Origin of the sequence: Akkermansia muciniphila, assembly GCF_900184965.1 — a bacterium.
Lineage (GTDB): Bacteria > Verrucomicrobiota > Verrucomicrobiia > Verrucomicrobiales > Akkermansiaceae > Akkermansia > Akkermansia muciniphila_A.
The window spans coordinates 1-17,258 of the sequence record NZ_FXYA01000204.1 but is presented as its reverse complement, the minus strand read 5'-3'; the positions used below and the strand labels follow the sequence as shown (position 1 = coordinate 17,258).

Below are 17,258 nucleotides of genomic sequence, written 5' to 3'. Positions count from 1 at the left end.
TTTATGTTATTCAGCGGAGCGGCATCGCGGGAAGGACGCAAACAGCCGTTTCCCGACGGACAGCAGACCGCTTTCATTCATTGTGCCGTCTAATGGCGCAGGTTATCTTGCCGCACCATACCCTTTGTCCTTAATCGTAACAAGGTCAAAGACGGCAGCAACGGCGCGCCATTGCTCCACACGTTCATAAAATACCTGCTCACAGAAGGTTATCTTTCCATGATGACATTATTTCTTCTCCACGGCATCACATCGTCAAATGAATCAAGCGCGCTGAAGCCCTTATGGGTACCCTCTGGCGACCTATTCCCCCGGCTCCGGAAACTGCCCTCCTGCGCGGCGGAATGCCGCGGGTCCATCAACAAAACCGTGCCATGGTCCTGGGAACCGTTAGCCAGAGGATACTTGTGAGAAAACCCCCGGTTCACGACTGCGGAAATCCCATCCACCGCCGGCCTGGCATCCAGCCATGCCATATTCATGCCATATTCCCCACGGAGTCATGATGGATTCCAAATCCCGGTCGCCGGAATTAAATACACGTTCCACGATCTTGCGGGCCGGCCTACCATACCCCGGCAGCTTGAAAAGTCAAAAAGCTCTCGAAAACAACAGGTTCCCAATACCTGCCGGATGCTTTTCCAACCGTAACGAAAAAGCCCCGCAAGCTTATTGCTTGCAGGGCCTTCAAATGGTTACGGGAGCAGGATTTGAACCTGCGACCTTCAGGTTATGAGCCTGACGAGCTACCTGGCTGCTCCATCCCGCGATTTAGAGAGCATCCGTATAGGAGTGCGCGACCGTTATAATACATTTCCGCGGCATGTCAAGTACTTTCAAATAATTTTTTTATGCCCGCAGTTGTATGACAGAAGCCCTGAAACGCATTCCGGAGACGCAGGAAGGCAATAAACGGGAACAGCCGCTCCCCGATTGATTGGCTCACAACAGGTAGGAGAGTCGCCCGGTTCCGGCAAATGGGAACGGAAAAGGAAAAACGCCTTTCCCTGCACACGAAAAAAAGAAAGGATTCCTCGACAAACATTGTCAAATCTGTATATCTTGAAAGGTGCGGACCGGGAGTCCGCGCATTAACATCAACTAGAAAGAGGTACGACAATGCAAAAGGTAAACGTAAACACACCCATTACGATCACGGGGCGCCACGTGGAAGTCACAGACGCGATTCGGGAATTCGTAACGAAAAAGATTGAGGGGATCCGCCTGGATTTCCCGCGCATTATGGAGGTTAAAGTATTGCTTGATGTGCAACGCGACCGCAAGATTTCCCAGGTAATCCTGTTCTGTTCAGACCATATCACCATTGACGCTTCCACGGAAGGGACGGACATGTACGCCTGCGTTGATGAGACGATCACCAAAATCATGCGCCGCATGCGCAAGCATAAAACGCGCCTGATGAAGAATTTCCGTCCCCATCACCAGGAAACTATCCGCAAACTGGATGAAACGGTATATGACGATTCCGTGCTGGATTACCCCGGAGATTCCCAGGAAGACCCGGAACCCCTGCTCATTCACAGAGAAAGCTACAATCTCAAAAAGCTTTACAAGGAAGAGGCTATCATGGAATTGGAACTTTCCGATAAGCCCTTCGTGCTCTACAGGAATGCGCGGCGCGACGTGCTCCAGATCGTGTACCGGAGACCGGACGGAGACTACTCGATCATTGAGCTTGGGGCCAGTCTGCAAGCGTAAAAAACGGGGTTGAAACAAACCGTTTTCCATAACGCGTCAACAAGAGCAGGACTCCAGAAACCGGGGGTCCTGCTCTTTTCTGTAATGCCGTGACATGGAACAAGAAAATCTCTTGATTTCTACTTGCCACCATTTACATTGGTCCCAGCAAACCTCCGTGGATGCGGAGGTTCCAGTAGTTAATAAACACTGTATTTAATTCGAATTATGAAGAACATCGCTATCCTCGCCATCGCCGGCGCCGCTTGCCTGGTCGCTTCTTGCTCCCAGCAGCAGCAGCAACAGCAAACCACCGCTCCTGCTCCCGCTCCGGTTGTGCAGGCCAAGGGCAAGTAAGTTTGCAGCGGGGTTTTGCCCTGCAACACTAGCAAATCATCCAATTAATCCGCACTCGGTGTACGCACTGAGTGCGTTTTTATTTGCCCTGAACCCTGGCTCCCGCCGCCATTTGCCGATTCCGCCGGAATGTTACTTAAAAATGGCGGCTGCCGCAACAGGCGCCTGCATATACGGCCGCGCAGGCGTCAACCGCCGTCGCGCAGCGTCGTGTACCTGCTCCGGCCGGAGCAGGCGGTTCCTTTATTCAGAGGCGCCCGCCTTCGCCTCATTCCGCTGGTCAGACTGGAATATCCGTTGAACCAGCATGGGGCGTTTCCTGGCCCACCCGGGCCAGACCAGGTGATGTTCCATGCCATAGGAATGCCCCTCCGGAAAGGCTTTGGAAACAAACGGCTCCCGCCAGTCTTCCTCCCATTTGCCGCCTTCCCGGTCTTTCTGGGTCAGCGTCACCAGATGGCCGCAGTTCTTCCAGGCATCCAGCACAATGGAACCCTGCAATCCCTTCCCGGCGGCATTGACATACACGCAACTGTGCTCCCTGCCCGTTCCACGGTCTCGAATCGTCAGCCCTACGCGGAAATACTTCACGGGCCGGCGGCGCAGATCCCGGTACAAATCCTGCTGGACTTGCCAGCACAGCCCCCTGTCGCGCAGGTTGGAATTGACCAGAATGTTGTTCAGCCAGCCAAACAGCACCGTCCTGTTGTCCCGGGCAATCGCGGCGGACTGGGCTACAGCCGTGTCCGCCAGCCACCTGGCCTCCGCTCCGGCAGCGGGAAGAACGGCCTTGTCCGGCGGAAGCAGCGCCAGGAAGGCATTTGCCAACCCGGACATTTGCTGCTGCACGTAAGGTTTTTGTAGATAATCCTCCGCCGGAGGAGTACAACAGGAACTCCATCCGCACAAAAGGGCGGCAGCAAGCAAAAGCCTGAATGTCTGCATGGTCGGCATGGCGCGCCAAGGCTACCAGACTACGCGCAAAAATCCAGTAAAGCTTTCAAAAATGCCGGCCTCCGCCCTGACGGCTCTTGCCTTCCCCTTTGCGTCCCGGTAGAATACGGTCTCTCTTTACCATGCTGACAATCAAAAATCTCACGAAATCCCACGCCGGACGAACCCTGTTCAGGGAAACGGAAATGACCATTAACTGGGGGGAACGGGTAGCTCTGGTTGGCCCCAACGGAGCGGGCAAATCCACCCTGTTCCGCATGATTCTGGGAGAAGACGCGCCGGACGAAGGCTCCATCAGCATGGATGAATACGCCATCGTAGGTTATCTTCCCCAGGAAGCCAGCGAACCCAAGGATGAAACCGTGCTGGAAATCGCCCTGGGCATCACGCCGGAAATGGAACAGGCCATCCACATCATCCGGACGGCGGAAAACGCCAACAAGACAGATACGCCGGAGTACGCGGAAGCCATTGACACCTTCAACGCCTCCAACGGCTACCAGCTGGAGCCCAAGGCCAAAAAAATTCTCAAAGGTCTGGCCTTCCGGGAAAGCGACTTCCACCGCCCCGCCCGGGAAATGTCCGGCGGCTGGATCATGCGCGCGTACCTGGCCAAGCTCCTTGTCCTGGAACCGGACCTCCTGATGCTGGACGAACCTACCAACCACCTGGATCTTCTGTCCCTGCTGTGGCTCCAGCGATATTTGAAAAACTACCCCGGCGCCATCCTGATGATTTCCCACGACCGTGATTTCATGGACGAACTGGTGGAGAGCGTGTACGACATCGACAATGAAGAGCTGGTGGAATACCGCGGCAACTACTCGGACTTCCTCCAACAGAAGGACGTGCGCTTCGAACAGCTTCAGGCGGCCTACCGCAACCAGCAGAAGGAAATAGCGCACATCCAGGAATTTATTGACCGTTTCCGCTCCATTAATTCCAAGGCCGGACAGGTCCAGAGCCGCATCAAGCAGCTGGAAAAGATGAAGCTCATCCAAAAACCGGTAGCCCGCAGGAAAGTATTTAAATTCAACTTCCCCCAGCCGCCGCGCAGCACTCAGAAAGTCATTGAGCTGGAAAAAGTCTGCCAATCCTATGGCGACCGCAGGGTTTATGAAAACCTGGACTTGCTGGTGGAACGCGGGGAACGCACTGTTCTCGTAGGCCCGAACGGCGCGGGCAAATCCACTCTGCTGAAAATCCTGGCGGGCATCATCCCCATTGACTCCGGGCAGCGCACTCCCGGCACCACCACGCGCATCGGCTACTTCTCCCAGGCGCGAACGGAAAACCTGAACCCGGAAAATACCGTGCTGGAGGAAATTATGAAATGCAGCGCTGAAATCCGGGAGGAAGAAGCGCGCTCCATCCTGGGCTCCTTCCTGTTCCGGAGGCTGGATGTGGAAAAACGCGTCAGCGTTCTTTCCGGCGGGGAGAAATCGCGGCTCAGCCTGGTCAAATTCCTGGTGGACCCGCCCAATCTCCTGCTGATGGACGAGCCGACCACCCACCTGGACCTTTTGTCCGTGGAAGCCCTGGTGCAGGCTCTGAAGCATTATGAAGGAACACTGGTCTTCATCTCCCACGACGTGCACTTCATCCGTTCTCTGGCGCAAAAAACCCTGCATGTGAACCGGGGGACCATCACCGCCTACGCGGGCGGATATGACTACTATCTGGAAAAATCGGGCATTCTGGATGATGAGAAAGGCGGCATCACGGCGGAATAGAAGCCCTTCTTCAACTCCCCTTTCCCTGCCATGAATTTCATCCTTCCTTAAAAGACAGGATGAAGGCGGTGCGCCCTCCCGGACAATCCGGGAAAATGAAGAAGATGAACAGTAGCCTTCTCCGCCCCGTTTCCTTCCCCTCTTTCATTCCCGGGCAGCCTTTTCCCCGTATGGGCTCCTGCGCGGCCAGGTCCATTTCAAGCTTGCCGGAACCGTGAAAAACGGGTTTACTGTGGGCAGCATGCAAAAGTTAGCAGGTAAAACAGCCATCGTTACCGGCGCGGGCCGCGGAATCGGCAATGCCGTCGCGCGCCGCTTCGCTTCGGAAGGAGCCAGGGTCATCCTGATCAGCCGCAGCCCGTCCAGCTGCGGGGGAGCCGCAGAAGAGATCAACAGGGAATTTCCGGACTCCTGCAAGGCCTACCCCTGCGACGTAGCGGATTACGCGGCCGTTCAGGAAACCATGGCCGCCATTTTGAAAGACTTCCCGCAGATTGACATCCTGGTGAACAACGCCGGCATCACGAGGGACACCCTGATGCTCCGCATGAAGGAGGAAGACTGGGACGCCGTTCTGGACACCAACCTGAAAAGCGCGTTCAATACGGTCAAGGCCCTCCAGCGCGTTCTGATGAAATCCCCGGCCGGGCGCATCATCAACATGAGTTCCGTCATCGGCCTCGTCGGCAACATCGGCCAGGCCAATTACGCCGCTTCCAAGGCGGGCCTCATCGGCTTCACCAAATCCCTGGCCCAGGAATTCGCTCCGCGCAAAGTCACGTGCAACGCTATTGCTCCCGGCTTCATCTCCACGGAAATGTCCAACGCCATCCCCGACAATCTCAAGGAAGAAATCGTTAAGAAAATTCCTTTGAAGGAACAAGGCTCCGTGGAAGACATCGCCGCCCTGACGGCCTTCCTGGCCTCTGACGATGCCCGTTACATTACCGGACAGGTCATTGCCTGCGACGGGGGCATGACCATGTAGGGCCTTCCGGTTCTTACCATTCCATGCGCGGCATTTTCCTTGTTTCCTGCTTTCTGGGAGGAAGCGCCCTGCTGGCCGGGTGCCGGGAAGAAAATTCCCCCCGCCCGGCCACGGAAGATGCCGCGCGCATTACCAGCGCGCGCCAGTGGGGGGAAAGCCGTTCCGCGCTGCAAAAGCGGGAGCTGGACCGCGCTGCCGGCGCTTCCCTTCCCGTCCCGGATGACCTGCCGTCCCGGGAACTGGTCGGCACGACGCGCCAAATCCATCAGCTCATTGAAGCTTCCGGAAATCCGGCACATGCTGAATCCTACACGGAAACGGTGCCTGCGGCGGGAGCTTCCCTGCGCATGGTCGCCATACCGGGAGGAACGTTCCTTATGGGAAGTCCCGCGGAAGAGCCGCACCGGAAACCGGACGAAGGTCCGCGGCATGAAGTGAGCGTCTCCCCCTTCTGGATCTCGGAAACGGAAATCCCCTGGGAACTTTATACGGCCTTCATGGAAAACGGACGTCCGCGCGCCAAGGACGGCCAGCTTCTGGAGGAACAGCCGGATGACGAGCTCTGGGACTTCGTGACGCAGCCCACCGCCCCCTACACCGCCATGAACCTGGGCATGGGCCACGGCTATGAACACGGTCTGCCTGCCATCTCCATGTCCCATCACGCCGCCAGCAAATTCTGCGAATGGCTGAGCGCCCAGACCGGGCATTACTACCGTCTGCCCACGGAAGCGGAATGGGAATACGCCTGCCGGGCCGGCTCCCCCGGCGCCTACTCTTACGGCAATGGAGAAGCCCCCCTGGACCAGTACGGCTGGTACTGGAACAATTCCAATGACCGCTACCAGAAAACAGGCTCCAAAAAACCGAATAAGTGGGGCCTCCGGGACATGCACGGAAATGTGGCGGAATGGGTTTTGGACTCCTACGTTCCGGATGCCTACGGCAAGCGGAGCGGCCTACCCGCGAAAGACCCCCTGGTCATCGTCCCCGGAGCCCCCCACACCGTGCGCGGCGGTTCGTGGGAAGACGACCCGGACGGCCTGCGAAGCGCGGCGCGGCGCGCCAGCGACCCCGCCTGGAACCGTCAGGACCCCCAAAACCCTAAAAGCATCTGGTACCTGACGGACGGAGGCATGATCGGGTTCCGCGTGGTGCGCCCTATGAACATTCCGGACGTCATGACGATGCACCGCCTCTGGAATTTCTCCAAGGGGGAGCCGTAAAGAAAAACTTTTCATGCTCACCGGATCAGGATGTAGCCGCCGTCCGCGGCAGCCGCATTGCCGGGGATATCATCATCCGTCATCAGGACAGACGACGGAAAAGAGTACGGTGGTTGCACCAAATTTGGAATCCCTCAATCGAATTTGGAATCCGGCACGCAACGGTGAAGAAGCCCAATCAATAATGAAATCAATGGATAACAACGATGGTTCCAGCGTGACGTCAAAAGGACCAGAGGCATTAAAATACAATCATTTTCAAATAGTTATAAATACAATACATTAACTCTTAATAATTTTAATTGCTTGCGGATTCCAAATTCGGTACACAGGCGCAAATGCGCGCTGGACCCTCGCATTTTCTTATTTATTAAGTATTAAGATACCAATCATGAAGAAATTATTATCCACTCTGATTCTTTCTGCCGGCATGAGCCTGAGCGCTACTGCGGATACCGGCCTGCTGGATAGTTCCATCGTGGGATATTCGGACTTCTCCTCCCTGACGGCGGATTTCGGCACTCTGAAGGATTCCGTTACCCTCACGCAAGGCACTGACAATCTGACGTTAAGCGGGGTGAATTTTAGCACTCCGGCTGCAAGCAATCGCAATAACATGACCGTGACCATGGTCCTGGACCTGGGCAAAATCAACACGCCGCAGACCTATACCGCCCTGTTCAATGCCAAAGGCGGAAGCACAAGCTGGGGTGCGGGCGTGAATACGGATCGTAAACTCCAGGGATTATGGAACAATGCCGCATATGCCTCTCCTATCGCGTCAACTCCGCTGGGCACGGAAGGCCTCCTGACCATCTCTGTAGTCACCGGAGATATCGGCTCCCGCATCTATGCTGGCGCCAACGATAACTATTATTCCTCCGGTGGCCTGAAATTCGGCGGCGTGAACATCGACCAGATTCTGTTTGATACCCAACTGTCCGGCGCCATCCAACAGCTCTACGTTCATGACTCCTGCCTTTCCCAGGACCAGGTAGGTCAGCTGATGAGTGAAATCGCCAGCATTCCGGAACCCGCCACGGCCACGCTGGGCCTGCTGGGTCTGGCTGCGCTGATGGTGCGCCGCCGCAGAGCATAAGGTTGCTTCATCGGTCCGCTCGCTTTTTTCCAGGGCTGCCTCATGTAATCGTGAGGCAGCCCTTTCCATACCCATAGGGCGCCCTCCCAAAGGCTCCGCCAAAGCGCTGGGCGGGGAAATGCCCTCTTCCGGAAAAACGATATTCAGGCGCCGTGCGGCAGGCCCCTCCCCGCGGAACAGCGGTATTGCCCGGTCCCCACGCCAATCCATTTTCCAGCGCAGAAAAAACCGGAAACGGACGTGGGAAAGCGAGTCTTCCTCCCACATCCGGAACATCCCATCCTAGACGGCAATCCGCTCCCCCGCCCAGGCCGTTCCGGCACGGTCTGTCCATTCCGGAAGAAGCCTCCGTTTTCCAACCTGCTCCTCCCGGCTGAAGGGGAGAAAACCGTCTCACCAGCATCCTCCGGCCATGACCCACCAGAAACAGCAACTGCTACTGCGCTTTTTCCGTTATTTCAAAAGCAAAAAGGAAGAACCGCACTTTTTCAACAAGCGCAATATATGCCTGCTCGTCCTTGCCGGCGTCTATATTCTGATTCCCGATGAATTCCTGCTTGCCGGAATAGACAAGCTGGGACTGCTGGACGACGCCGCAGTCATTTTGGGAGCCGTCTTCACCGTCTTCTTTCCGGATGGGGATTAGCGGCCTTCCTGCCCGCCGCGCACGGGACTAGCGGGACGACACTTTCCGAAACTTCGGGGACTGGCCCATGAACGCCTCCGGATTGTCCAGAAGGAGCCGCTCCGCCTCCCGGCGGGAAAAACCGCGCTTGCGGAGCTCGCAGGCCAGGGCCGTCAGCGCCAGGGGATTGGAATCCCCCCAGTCCGCCGCGGAATTGGCCCAGACGCGTTCCATCCCATATATTTCCAGAATATCCGCCGCCCGCTTGGGATTCAGCTTGCTGGTGGGATAAAGGGTCAGTCCGGCCCAGTAGCCGGCCTCCTTCACCAGCGGGAAGGTATGTTCCTCGCAGTGGTCCACCAGCACGCGGCCGGGATCCAGATCCGGGCGGTTTTTCAGGGCGGAAAGAATCATCCTGGTCCCCTTCAGCTTGTCTTCCAGATGGGGAGTGTGAATCAGCACAAGCTGGTTGAGGCGCACCGCCAGATCCAGATGCTCTTCAAAAATGGTCATTTCATGGGAAGTATTCCGGTTCAGCCCTATTTCCCCGATGCCGAGGACATTGGGCCGGTCAATAAACTCCGGAATGAGCTTCATTACCTCCCGTGCAAAGGCCACGTCTTGAGCCTCTTTGGGATTGATGCACAGCCATGTGTAATGGTCCATACCGAACTTGGCCGCCCTGGCGGGTTCGCCTTCCGTAAGCTGTACGAAATAATCCCGGAAACCGTCCACGGACGAACGGTCGTAACCGGCCCAGAAAGCCGGCTCCCCTACCGCCAGGCAGCCCGCCTGCGCCATGGCCCGGTATTCGTCCGTGGTGCGGCACACCATATGTATATGAGGTTCGATAAAAGCCATGATTCCTATTTGCTGAAGTTCGGGGCTCCGCAGGCCGCCTTGGCCGCGGCGGTTTCCGGCACGGCGTCATCCCTGTAGGAAAGGGCTTCCAGAATGGCCCGGACACGCCCGGGGCCGGATGCGGACAAGAGGGGAAGAACCTCCATCAGGGCATGGTAGCGGAAATCCGCCTCTCCTTCCCCGCGGTCCACCCGGTCCAGAAATGCGGCCACATCCAGAACGACGGCGCGCGCCGCTGCGAAATCCGCGTCCAGCACCTCTTTTTTACTCCTTTTCATGCACAGACGATACGCCTGTGCGGAAAGCCTCGTCAAGCCGGAACAGGTAACAAAATAATAACTATTCCAAACTGATAAACAGCAACGCCTTTCCACGGCTTTTCAAAAATCCGAAAAGAGCCGGAAATTCAAGAAGAGGCTTGCCATCCGTGCCTGAACCGGGCATCTTGTGGAGACGCATTTATTTCATTAGAGCGCCTATGAATGCACTAGTAAAAACCATATGTACATTCGTGACATCCTCCATCGGCCGCAAAATCATTGTGGCTCTGACGGGGTTATGTTTGGTCTTGTTCCTTGCGGGACACCTGGCAGGCAACCTTCTCATTTTCGGAGGCCCTGAATGGATCAACACCTATGCCCACGGCCTGCACTCCATGCCGGAAGCAGCCCTCTGGGGCATTCGCGCGGGGCTTGGGGTGATCTTCATCATCCACGTCTGGCTGACCATCCAGCTGAAGCTGGAAAACAATGCGGCCCGCGAACCCTACGTGTTCAAGAACACCATCAAGGCGACGCTCTCCTCCCGCTACATGATTTACACCGGCCTGACCGTCCTGGTGTTCCTGGTCTACCACCTGTACCAGTACACCCTGCGCGTGGGATACGATCCCGCCCAGTTCACCACCTTCATTTCCGACGGCACGGTGGAAACCTTTGACGTGTACAAAATGATCGTGGCCGGATTCTCCAACGTATGGTGCTCCGCCTTCTACATCCTGGCCGTTCTGATGCTGTTCAGCCACCTGCGCCACGGGGTGCAGTCCATCTTCCAGACTGTGGGCGTCGATTCCCGCAAAATCCGGCCTCTTTACAACTTTGTCGCCATCGCCTACGGCGCGATTATCTGCCTGGGCTTCATCTCCGTGCCGGTCTCGGTTCTTCTGGGCATCATCAAATAACCATCAACTCCTCTCAAAGTCATGATTAATTTTCCCGTAAGCGACTGGATGCCGGATGCCAAAATTCCCTCCGGCCCTATTCAGGACAAATGGTCCAAGTACAAGCTTGAGTCCAAACTGATCAATCCGAACAACAAGCGCAAATACACGGTGCTTGTGGTAGGTTCCGGCCTGGCCGGCGCCTCCGCCGCCGCCACGCTCGCCGAACTTGGCTACAACGTCAAATGCTTCTGCTACCAGGACAGCCCCCGCCGCGCCCACTCCATTGCGGCCCAGGGCGGCATCAACGCGGCCAAGAACTACCAGAACGACGGCGACTCCGTTTACCGCCTGTTTTACGACACCGTCAAGGGCGGCGACTTCCGCGCCCGTGAAGCCAACGTTTACCGCCTGGCGGAAGTCTCCTCCAACATCATTGACCAGTGCGTGGCCCAGGGCGTTCCCTTTGGCCGTGAATACGGCGGCCTGCTGGATAACCGCTCCTTCGGCGGCGCCCAGCTCAAGCGCACCTTCTACGCACGCGGGCAGACGGGCCAGCAGCTCCTGCTGGGCGCTTACCAGGCCCTGGAAAAGGAAGTGGCCAAAGGACACATTGAAATGTTCTCCCGCCACGAAATGATGGATCTGGTGCTGGTGGACGGCGAAGCCAAGGGCATCGTCACCCGCAATCTGGTCACCGGTGAAATCAAGTCCTACGCAGGGGATACCGTCCTGCTCTGCACGGGCGGCTACGGCAACGTGTTCTTCCTGTCCACCAACGCGATGGGCTGCAACGTCACCGCCGCCTACAAGGCCTACAAGCGCGGCGCTTTCTTCGCCAACCCCTGCTTCACGCAAATCCACCCCACCTGCATTCCGGTCAAGGGCGACTACCAGTCCAAGCTGACGCTGATGTCGGAATCCCTCCGCAACAGCGGCCGCATCTGGGTGCCCAAGTCCCGTGAAACCGCGGAAAAAATCCGCAAAAAGGAAATCAAGCCTTCCGATGTTCCCGAAGAAGAACGGGACTACTACCTGGAACGCAAGTATCCCTCCTTCGGCAACCTGGCTCCGCGCGACATTTCCTCCCGCGCCGCCAAGGAAGCCTGCGACGACGGCCGCGGCGTGGCCATCACCGGCAAGGGCGTCTTCCTGGACTTTGCGGATGAAATCAAGCGCATGGGCCGCGAATGGATTGACGGCCAGTACGGCAACCTGTTTGACATGTACGAAGAAATCACGGACGACGACCCCCATGAAACGCCCATGATGATCTACCCCGCCTCCCACTACACCATGGGCGGCCTGTGGGTGGACTACAACCTCATGTCCAACGTAAAGGGGCTGCACGTCCTCGGTGAAGCCAACTTCTCCGACCACGGCGCCAACCGCCTGGGAGCCTCCGCCCTGATGCAGGGCCTGTCTGACGGCTACTTCGTCATCCCCGCCACGTTGCCTGCCTACCTGACGACCACCAAGCCAGGCGCCGTCACCACCGCTTCCCCGGAATTCAAGGCCGCGGAAGACGAGGTGAAGGAACGCATCAACAAACTCCTGAACGTGAAGGGCACCAAGACGGTGGACTCCTTCCACCGGGAACTGGGCCTCATCATGTGGGAAGACTGCGGCATGGCCCGCACGGAAGAAAGCCTGACCCACGCCATTGAACGCATTCCCCAGCTCCGCAAGGAATTCTGGGAAAACGTGCGCGTAACCGGCACGGCGGACGGCATCAACGCGGAACTGGAAAAAGCCTGCCGCGTGGCCGACTTCCTGGAATTCGCCCAGCTGCTCTGCTATGACGCCCTGAACCGTCAGGAATCCTGCGGCGCGCACTTCCGCGTGGAATACCAACTGCCGGACGGCGAAGCCAAGCGCAACGACGATGAATACGCCTACGTAGCCGCCTGGGAATATACCGGCGTGGACAGCCTGCCTGTTCTCCACAAGGAACCGCTGACCTTCGAGAACGTGCACCTTGCCATCCGCAGCTACAAGTAAAGATAGCCAATACATTAACACTCAAAAGAAAGATTATAACATGGCTAAAACACTCAATCTCACTCTCAAGGTCTGGCGCCAGGAAAACCGTGACGCCAAGGGCCGCATTGAGACCTATGCCGCCAAGGACATTCCGGTGGACGCCTCCTTCCTGGAAATGCTGGACATCGTCAATGAAGGTCTGGTCAAGGAAGGCAAGGAACCCATCCATTTTGACCACGACTGCCGGGAAGGCATCTGCGGCATGTGCTCCCTGACCATCAACGGCATTCCCCACGGGCCGGAACGCCAGGTAACCACCTGCCAGCTTCACATGCGCAAGTTCAAGGACGGCGACACCGTCTGGATCGAACCCTTCCGCGCGAAGGCTTTCCCCATCCTGCGGGACCTGATGGTGGACCGTTCCGCCCTGGACCGCATCATCGCCGCTGGCGGCTACATTGACGTGCGCACCGGCTCCGCGCCGAACGCCAACAACATCGCCGTGGAAAAAGTGAAGGCGGACGCCGCCTTTGACGCCGCCGCCTGCATCGGCTGCGGCGCCTGCGTGGCCTCCTGCAAAAACGCCTCCGCCATGCTGTTCACGTCCGCCAAAATCGCTCATCTCAATCTGCTGCCGCAGGGCCAGCCGGAACGCTCCAAGCGCGTCCTGGCCATGATGAAGCAGATGGAAGCGGAAGGCTTCGGCAACTGCACGAACCAGTACGAATGTGAAGCCGCCTGCCCGAAAGGCATCAGCGTGGACAACATCGCCCGCCTCAACCGCGACTTCATGCGGGCCAACGCCAAGGAAGGCCTCTGCTTCTAAAGTAGGATTCTTTCTTAAGACGCTCTACAAAAACTCCCGGCGGCCTCGGCTGCCGGGAGTTTTTTCATTACCGGGTTTCCTTGAGCGAGGAATAAAATACCAGATAGCCGCTTTCCTGGGGATTTGCCGGCAGCCAGGAAGGGAGGGCATCTATCAGGGAGATTTTCTAACAAATAGATAATATTAATGTCTCTTATAGGAAGCACTGTGTGTAAAGATTATAATATTATTTTCTCATGGAATAAATTCTCATGTTTTGAAAATAACAATAAAAATTCAAACAAAATTCTATCGACACAGGCTCTGGATAACCCTATTAAGAAAATGGTCATGGGAGGATTGCGCTCATCTTGTTTTATTCATTAATCCCAACTCTTTAATGCCTTATGAATCCCCCTCATCATTCTTCCATTCCTACTTATCGCAAATGGTACTTTGGAGCGGGAGGCAGTGTCGGCGCGCAGGGCATGAGGGCAGTTGCGGAATCCGCGCCGCTGCCGTTTGAAGCGATCCGGATTCATGAGGAAAGGAACGTGGGGCCGCCGAGCACGCCGGCGGACGGCTACAGCGCGCAAGGCACGTTCACCATCCCGGAAGGAGCGGACGGCAAAAAACTTTACGGCACCTGCTCGCTCTTCCTGGGGGTGGACGACTGGGGGAGCCTGGAGGTAAAAGACTCCGGCGGCAAGGTGGTGGCGCAGGTGGATCTGAAGGAAAACCCGCAGACGGCGGGAGCGCAGGGGGGGCACAGCTACCACACGGGAGTCGGCGGGGCGCAGCTTCCCTCCGGCGCCTACACCTGGGAAGTCAGCCAGACCAACATCGACTACCAGCCGGCCAGCGGCAACACCTCCATCTGCAACTACAGCATCGACGTGGTTCCGACGGAGCCGGGGGGCAGGAAAGAGCCCGAACCGTGTCCCTGCGAAGGAAACACGTGCGACGAAAGCGGCGGAACGCCGCCCACCCCTTCCCGGTCGGGTCCTGGCGGGGCGGGAATGGAAAGCAACGTCCTGGGAAACTACAGCTCGGCGGGGTGCAGCGTGACGGCGGAAAGCACGGCCACGCTGATGTACTGGTCGTGCAACTTCGGAGCGTTCCGTGGGCTGGGAGGCATCCCCGCGGGGCGGGTGGAACTGAGGGCTGAGAAAAATACCTCCGGCCTGGAAAACCCGGCGTCATTGGCCTACAACCATCCCCTGAACAGCCGTCTGGACGTGCCCGAAGGGGGCATTGTCCCCGGAGCGCGGTTCACTCTGACGCAGGGCGACCGGGAAATTGCGATGCGCTGCTACACCAACGGCGCGGTGCTGCCCATCGGGGTGGACACGGGCGGCGGAGGGCGTGCGGCGCTGGTCACGGCGGAAGGCCAATCCTGCCTGCGCTGGGTGGTGGAAGACGGCAGCCAATACCTCTTCTCGGCGGAAACGGGAGAGCTTCTCTCCTACACCACCACCGACAGGCAGGTCATCTCCAACGCGTCATCCTATCTGGACGTCAGGCATGCCGAAGACGGCTCGCTGAGGCAGATATGGAACCTGTGGGACGGCCTGCTCAACGTGGAAAACGTCACCTCCACGGGCTACGCCATCGCGCTCTATACCCCTGGGCAAATCACCGGAACGGATGAACAGGGGCTTTATACGGTCACCGGAACACCCTTCAAAACATTTGCCCTCTCCCTGTCCGCGGACGGTCGCTTCACCATCACGGAACAGGCGCCGGCCAGGCAGCCCTACGCCGTCACCTGGTGGAACGGCGGCCTGGCGTGGAACATGAAGAAAGGAACGGGGGAAGACGCCGTCACGACCCTCCGCACGCGCACGGAACTGGAACCGGAAGACGCGGTCTGGCTGCTGGTCACGGAAACCTCCAAAAACGGAATCGTGGCGGCGCGCGCCTGCGCCATCTACCAGACCACGGACGTCGGCGACCTGCTGCTCGCGCTGACGGAAGGCTACCAGACCCCGGAGGCGCGAACCACGCAATACGGCTACGACCAGTGCGGCAGGCTCAAAACGGAAATGGCCATGGACGGCAGCCAAATTCATGACGCGTACGACCTTTACGGGCGCCTGCTCTCCCGCGACGAACCGTGGGCGGAAAGCGGGCGGCGCATCACGCGCTACACCTATGCCTATTCGGGAACGGACAACTTCAGCGGCGCCCCCGCCACGGAAACGGTGGACCTGCTCCCGCTGGAAGGGCATGTCAAAACGCTCACATCCACCACCTGGAACTACACGACGGCCAACCACATCAAAAGGACGGAAAAAAAGGTCACGGGACTGGGCGTGGCGGGCACGCGCCTGACGGCGGAAGAACAATGGCTGGCCGGCGCCGCCAACATCCATGCCCGCGGGCGCACGCGGTTCAGCCGGGACCTCAACGGCGTGCAAACCTGGCACGACTACGCGGCCGCGGCGGAGCACGGCGCCCTCTACACGGAAACGGTGGAAACGCGCGTCAACGGAAAAACCGTGCCGGGCCAGAGCACGCGCACCACGACGTGGATCACGGCGGAAGGGCAGCGCGTCCGGGAAGAAAGCTACGCCCTGCTCACCGGCGGGGAATGGGCGCTCACGGGCAGCGCCGTCTACGAATTTGACACGCAGAACCGGTGGGTGAAGCGGACGGCGGGCCATGGGCGGGTGACGCGGCGCGAGCTGATGTGCGACGGGCGCCTGCTGTGGGAAACCGACGAAAACGGCATCAGGACGGACTACGCCTACGACACGGCGCGCCAGCTGACGGAAACCACGCGTTCCGCCGTGATGGACGGGGAAACCGTCGTCACGCCGGAAACCATCACCACCTACGCCCGGGATGCGGCGGGGCGCGTGCTCTCCACGCGCCGGGACACGGGAGCGATGACCACGCAGGAAAGCGCCACCTACGACCTGCTGGGAAGAACCGTATCCGTTACGGACGTCCTGGGCCGAGTCACCGCCTACGCCTACAGCGGGGACGGCCTGACGGCGACGCGGACCGCCCCCTCCGGAGCCACGTTCGTCACGCGCAGCGCGCCGGACGGAACAGTCCTGGAAGAATCCGGGACGGGGCAACGGCACGTCATCTACGCCATCGACCTGGTCAGTGACGGCGTGCGAACCTTCACGAAAACCGTCTCCGGGGAAACGGAAACCGAGCTGCAGCGCAGCATCGTCAACGGAGCCGGGGAAACCCTGCGCACGGGCGTCCCCAACACCGTCGGCGGAGTCATTTACACGAGGCGCACCTACAACGCCAAAGGGCAGCTGATCAAGGAACAGACGGACGCGGGCAACGCGGCCACGACGATGGCCCCGACCCTGTGGGAATACGACGCCTTCGGCAACAGAACGAAAGAAACCTGGAAGCTGGCCGATCCGGCCACCGTGTCCAACTCGCGCATCACCGCGTGGAGCTACGGAGCGGAACTGGCGGAAGACGGCGTGTACCAGGTCGTCACGGCGACCAGGAACAACGGCCGGGGAACGACCTGCGACGAAACGCGGAAAACGCTTCTTTCTTCCCTCTCGTCCACGCTGGAAAGCAAAGACATTTCCATCGATCCCAGGGGAAATATATCCACGCAGTGGAGCGAGTACGGAGCGGGCGCCCTGCGGATGCAAAAGAGCAGCATCCCCACCTCCGACATCACGGCCACCGCTACGGTCATCGACGGTTTTATCATCTCGCAAACGGACCACGCAGGCGTCACGGCCACGCAGACCCGCGCCTACACGGAAACCGGCGTCATCTATGCC

The 17,258-nt window shown here is 58.4% G+C and carries 14 protein-coding genes, 1 tRNA gene and 1 pseudogene; 11 read left to right on the top strand and 5 right to left on the bottom strand.

Annotated elements, in window-relative coordinates; genetic code table 11:
• Positions 1–209: 209 nt before the first annotated feature.
• Positions 210–482, bottom strand: coding sequence for a hypothetical protein (locus tag CI070_RS08100; RefSeq protein WP_094137281.1), 273 nt, complete (start codon positions 480–482; stop codon positions 210–212).
• Positions 483–692: 210 nt separating this feature from the next.
• Positions 693–769: transfer RNA gene (locus tag CI070_RS08095), tRNA-Met, on the bottom strand.
• Between the two features lie 350 nt (positions 770–1,119).
• Between CI070_RS08095 and hpf the strand changes: the two genes are divergently transcribed.
• Positions 1,120–1,719, top strand: coding sequence for a ribosome hibernation-promoting factor, HPF/YfiA family (hpf, locus tag CI070_RS08090; RefSeq protein ID WP_094137280.1), 600 nt, complete (start codon positions 1,120–1,122; stop codon positions 1,717–1,719).
• A gap of 207 nt (positions 1,720–1,926) precedes the next feature.
• Positions 1,927–2,055 (top strand): hypothetical protein, encoded by a 129-nt coding sequence (locus CI070_RS14150; protein WP_012420041.1) that lies wholly within the window; start codon positions 1,927–1,929, stop codon positions 2,053–2,055.
• Positions 2,056–2,298: 243 nt separating this feature from the next.
• Here CI070_RS14150 and CI070_RS08085 read toward each other — a convergent pair whose 3' ends face one another.
• Positions 2,299–3,009, bottom strand: coding sequence for a hypothetical protein (locus CI070_RS08085; RefSeq protein WP_143245721.1), 711 nt, complete (start codon positions 3,007–3,009; stop codon positions 2,299–2,301).
• Between the two features lie 122 nt (positions 3,010–3,131).
• Between CI070_RS08085 and CI070_RS08080 the strand changes: the two genes are divergently transcribed.
• The 5 genes from CI070_RS08080 (at position 3,132) to CI070_RS08050 (ending at position 8,701) form a co-directional block, all read left to right on the top strand.
• The gene (locus tag CI070_RS08080) at positions 3,132–4,742 is read left to right on the top strand and encodes an ABC-F family ATP-binding cassette domain-containing protein (RefSeq protein ID WP_094137278.1); all 1,611 of its coding nucleotides are present in this window, start codon (positions 3,132–3,134) and stop codon (positions 4,740–4,742) included.
• Between the two features lie 241 nt (positions 4,743–4,983).
• Positions 4,984–5,730 (top strand): 3-oxoacyl-[acyl-carrier-protein] reductase, encoded by a 747-nt coding sequence (fabG, locus tag CI070_RS08070; protein ID WP_094137276.1) that lies wholly within the window; start codon positions 4,984–4,986, stop codon positions 5,728–5,730.
• 23 nt (positions 5,731–5,753) lie between these two features.
• On the top strand, positions 5,754–6,956 hold the full coding sequence (locus CI070_RS08065; protein WP_094137275.1) for a formylglycine-generating enzyme family protein: 1,203 nt from the start codon (positions 5,754–5,756) through the stop codon (positions 6,954–6,956).
• Between the two features lie 391 nt (positions 6,957–7,347).
• On the top strand, positions 7,348–8,055 hold the full coding sequence (locus CI070_RS08060) for a PEP-CTERM sorting domain-containing protein (RefSeq protein ID WP_094167846.1): 708 nt from the start codon (positions 7,348–7,350) through the stop codon (positions 8,053–8,055).
• A 412-nt stretch (positions 8,056–8,467) separates the two neighbouring features.
• Positions 8,468–8,701 carry a hypothetical protein gene (locus CI070_RS08050; RefSeq protein WP_094137272.1) on the top strand — a complete coding sequence of 78 codons (234 nt, stop codon included), beginning with the start codon at positions 8,468–8,470 and terminating at the stop codon, positions 8,699–8,701.
• A gap of 27 nt (positions 8,702–8,728) precedes the next feature.
• On the opposite strand, the gene CI070_RS08045 is transcribed toward CI070_RS08050, so the two are convergent.
• Together CI070_RS08045 and CI070_RS08040 are read right to left on the bottom strand one after the other, a co-directional pair.
• Positions 8,729–9,541, bottom strand: a complete 813-nt coding sequence (locus tag CI070_RS08045; protein ID WP_179218560.1) for a TatD family hydrolase — start codon at positions 9,539–9,541, stop codon at positions 8,729–8,731.
• Positions 9,542–9,546: 5 nt separating this feature from the next.
• Positions 9,547–9,819 carry a hypothetical protein gene (locus CI070_RS08040; protein WP_143245720.1) on the bottom strand — a complete coding sequence of 91 codons (273 nt, stop codon included), beginning with the start codon at positions 9,817–9,819 and terminating at the stop codon, positions 9,547–9,549.
• A 233-nt stretch (positions 9,820–10,052) separates the two neighbouring features.
• Here CI070_RS08040 and CI070_RS08035 point away from each other — a divergent pair, with 233 nt between their 5' ends.
• The 4 genes and pseudogenes from CI070_RS08035 to CI070_RS08020 all read left to right on the top strand — a co-directional run.
• Positions 10,053–10,721 carry a succinate dehydrogenase cytochrome b subunit gene (locus tag CI070_RS08035; protein ID WP_179218559.1) on the top strand — a complete coding sequence of 223 codons (669 nt, stop codon included), beginning with the start codon at positions 10,053–10,055 and terminating at the stop codon, positions 10,719–10,721.
• A gap of 21 nt (positions 10,722–10,742) precedes the next feature.
• Positions 10,743–12,701, top strand: coding sequence for a fumarate reductase/succinate dehydrogenase flavoprotein subunit (locus CI070_RS08030; protein ID WP_022197427.1), 1,959 nt, complete (start codon positions 10,743–10,745; stop codon positions 12,699–12,701).
• Between the two features lie 40 nt (positions 12,702–12,741).
• Entirely contained in the window at positions 12,742–13,509 is a 768-nt protein-coding gene (locus CI070_RS08025; RefSeq protein WP_022197426.1) for a succinate dehydrogenase/fumarate reductase iron-sulfur subunit, read from the top strand.
• A 386-nt stretch (positions 13,510–13,895) separates the two neighbouring features.
• Positions 13,896–17,258 (top strand): annotated as a pseudogene (locus CI070_RS08020) (sugar-binding protein); the annotation flags it as partial.

Excerpts from the sequence above, each read along its gene's own strand:
- CI070_RS08100 (WP_094137281.1), bottom strand. The coding sequence starts at position 482 with ATGAATATGGCATGGCTGGATGCCAGGCCGGCGGTGGATGGGATTTCC.
- hpf (WP_094137280.1), top strand. The coding sequence starts at position 1,120 with ATGCAAAAGGTAAACGTAAACACACCCATTACGATCACGGGGCGCCAC.
- CI070_RS14150 (WP_012420041.1), top strand. The coding sequence starts at position 1,927 with ATGAAGAACATCGCTATCCTCGCCATCGCCGGCGCCGCTTGCCTGGTC.
- CI070_RS08085 (WP_143245721.1), bottom strand. The coding sequence starts at position 3,009 with ATGCCGACCATGCAGACATTCAGGCTTTTGCTTGCTGCCGCCCTTTTG.
- CI070_RS08080 (WP_094137278.1), top strand. The coding sequence starts at position 3,132 with ATGCTGACAATCAAAAATCTCACGAAATCCCACGCCGGACGAACCCTG.
- fabG (WP_094137276.1), top strand. The coding sequence starts at position 4,984 with ATGCAAAAGTTAGCAGGTAAAACAGCCATCGTTACCGGCGCGGGCCGC.
- CI070_RS08065 (WP_094137275.1), top strand. The coding sequence starts at position 5,754 with ATGCGCGGCATTTTCCTTGTTTCCTGCTTTCTGGGAGGAAGCGCCCTG.
- CI070_RS08060 (WP_094167846.1), top strand. The coding sequence starts at position 7,348 with ATGAAGAAATTATTATCCACTCTGATTCTTTCTGCCGGCATGAGCCTG.
- CI070_RS08050 (WP_094137272.1), top strand. The coding sequence starts at position 8,468 with ATGACCCACCAGAAACAGCAACTGCTACTGCGCTTTTTCCGTTATTTC.
- CI070_RS08045 (WP_179218560.1), bottom strand. The coding sequence starts at position 9,541 with ATGGCTTTTATCGAACCTCATATACATATGGTGTGCCGCACCACGGAC.
- CI070_RS08040 (WP_143245720.1), bottom strand. The coding sequence starts at position 9,819 with ATGAAAAGGAGTAAAAAAGAGGTGCTGGACGCGGATTTCGCAGCGGCG.
- CI070_RS08030 (WP_022197427.1), top strand. The coding sequence starts at position 10,743 with ATGATTAATTTTCCCGTAAGCGACTGGATGCCGGATGCCAAAATTCCC.
- CI070_RS08025 (WP_022197426.1), top strand. The coding sequence starts at position 12,742 with ATGGCTAAAACACTCAATCTCACTCTCAAGGTCTGGCGCCAGGAAAAC.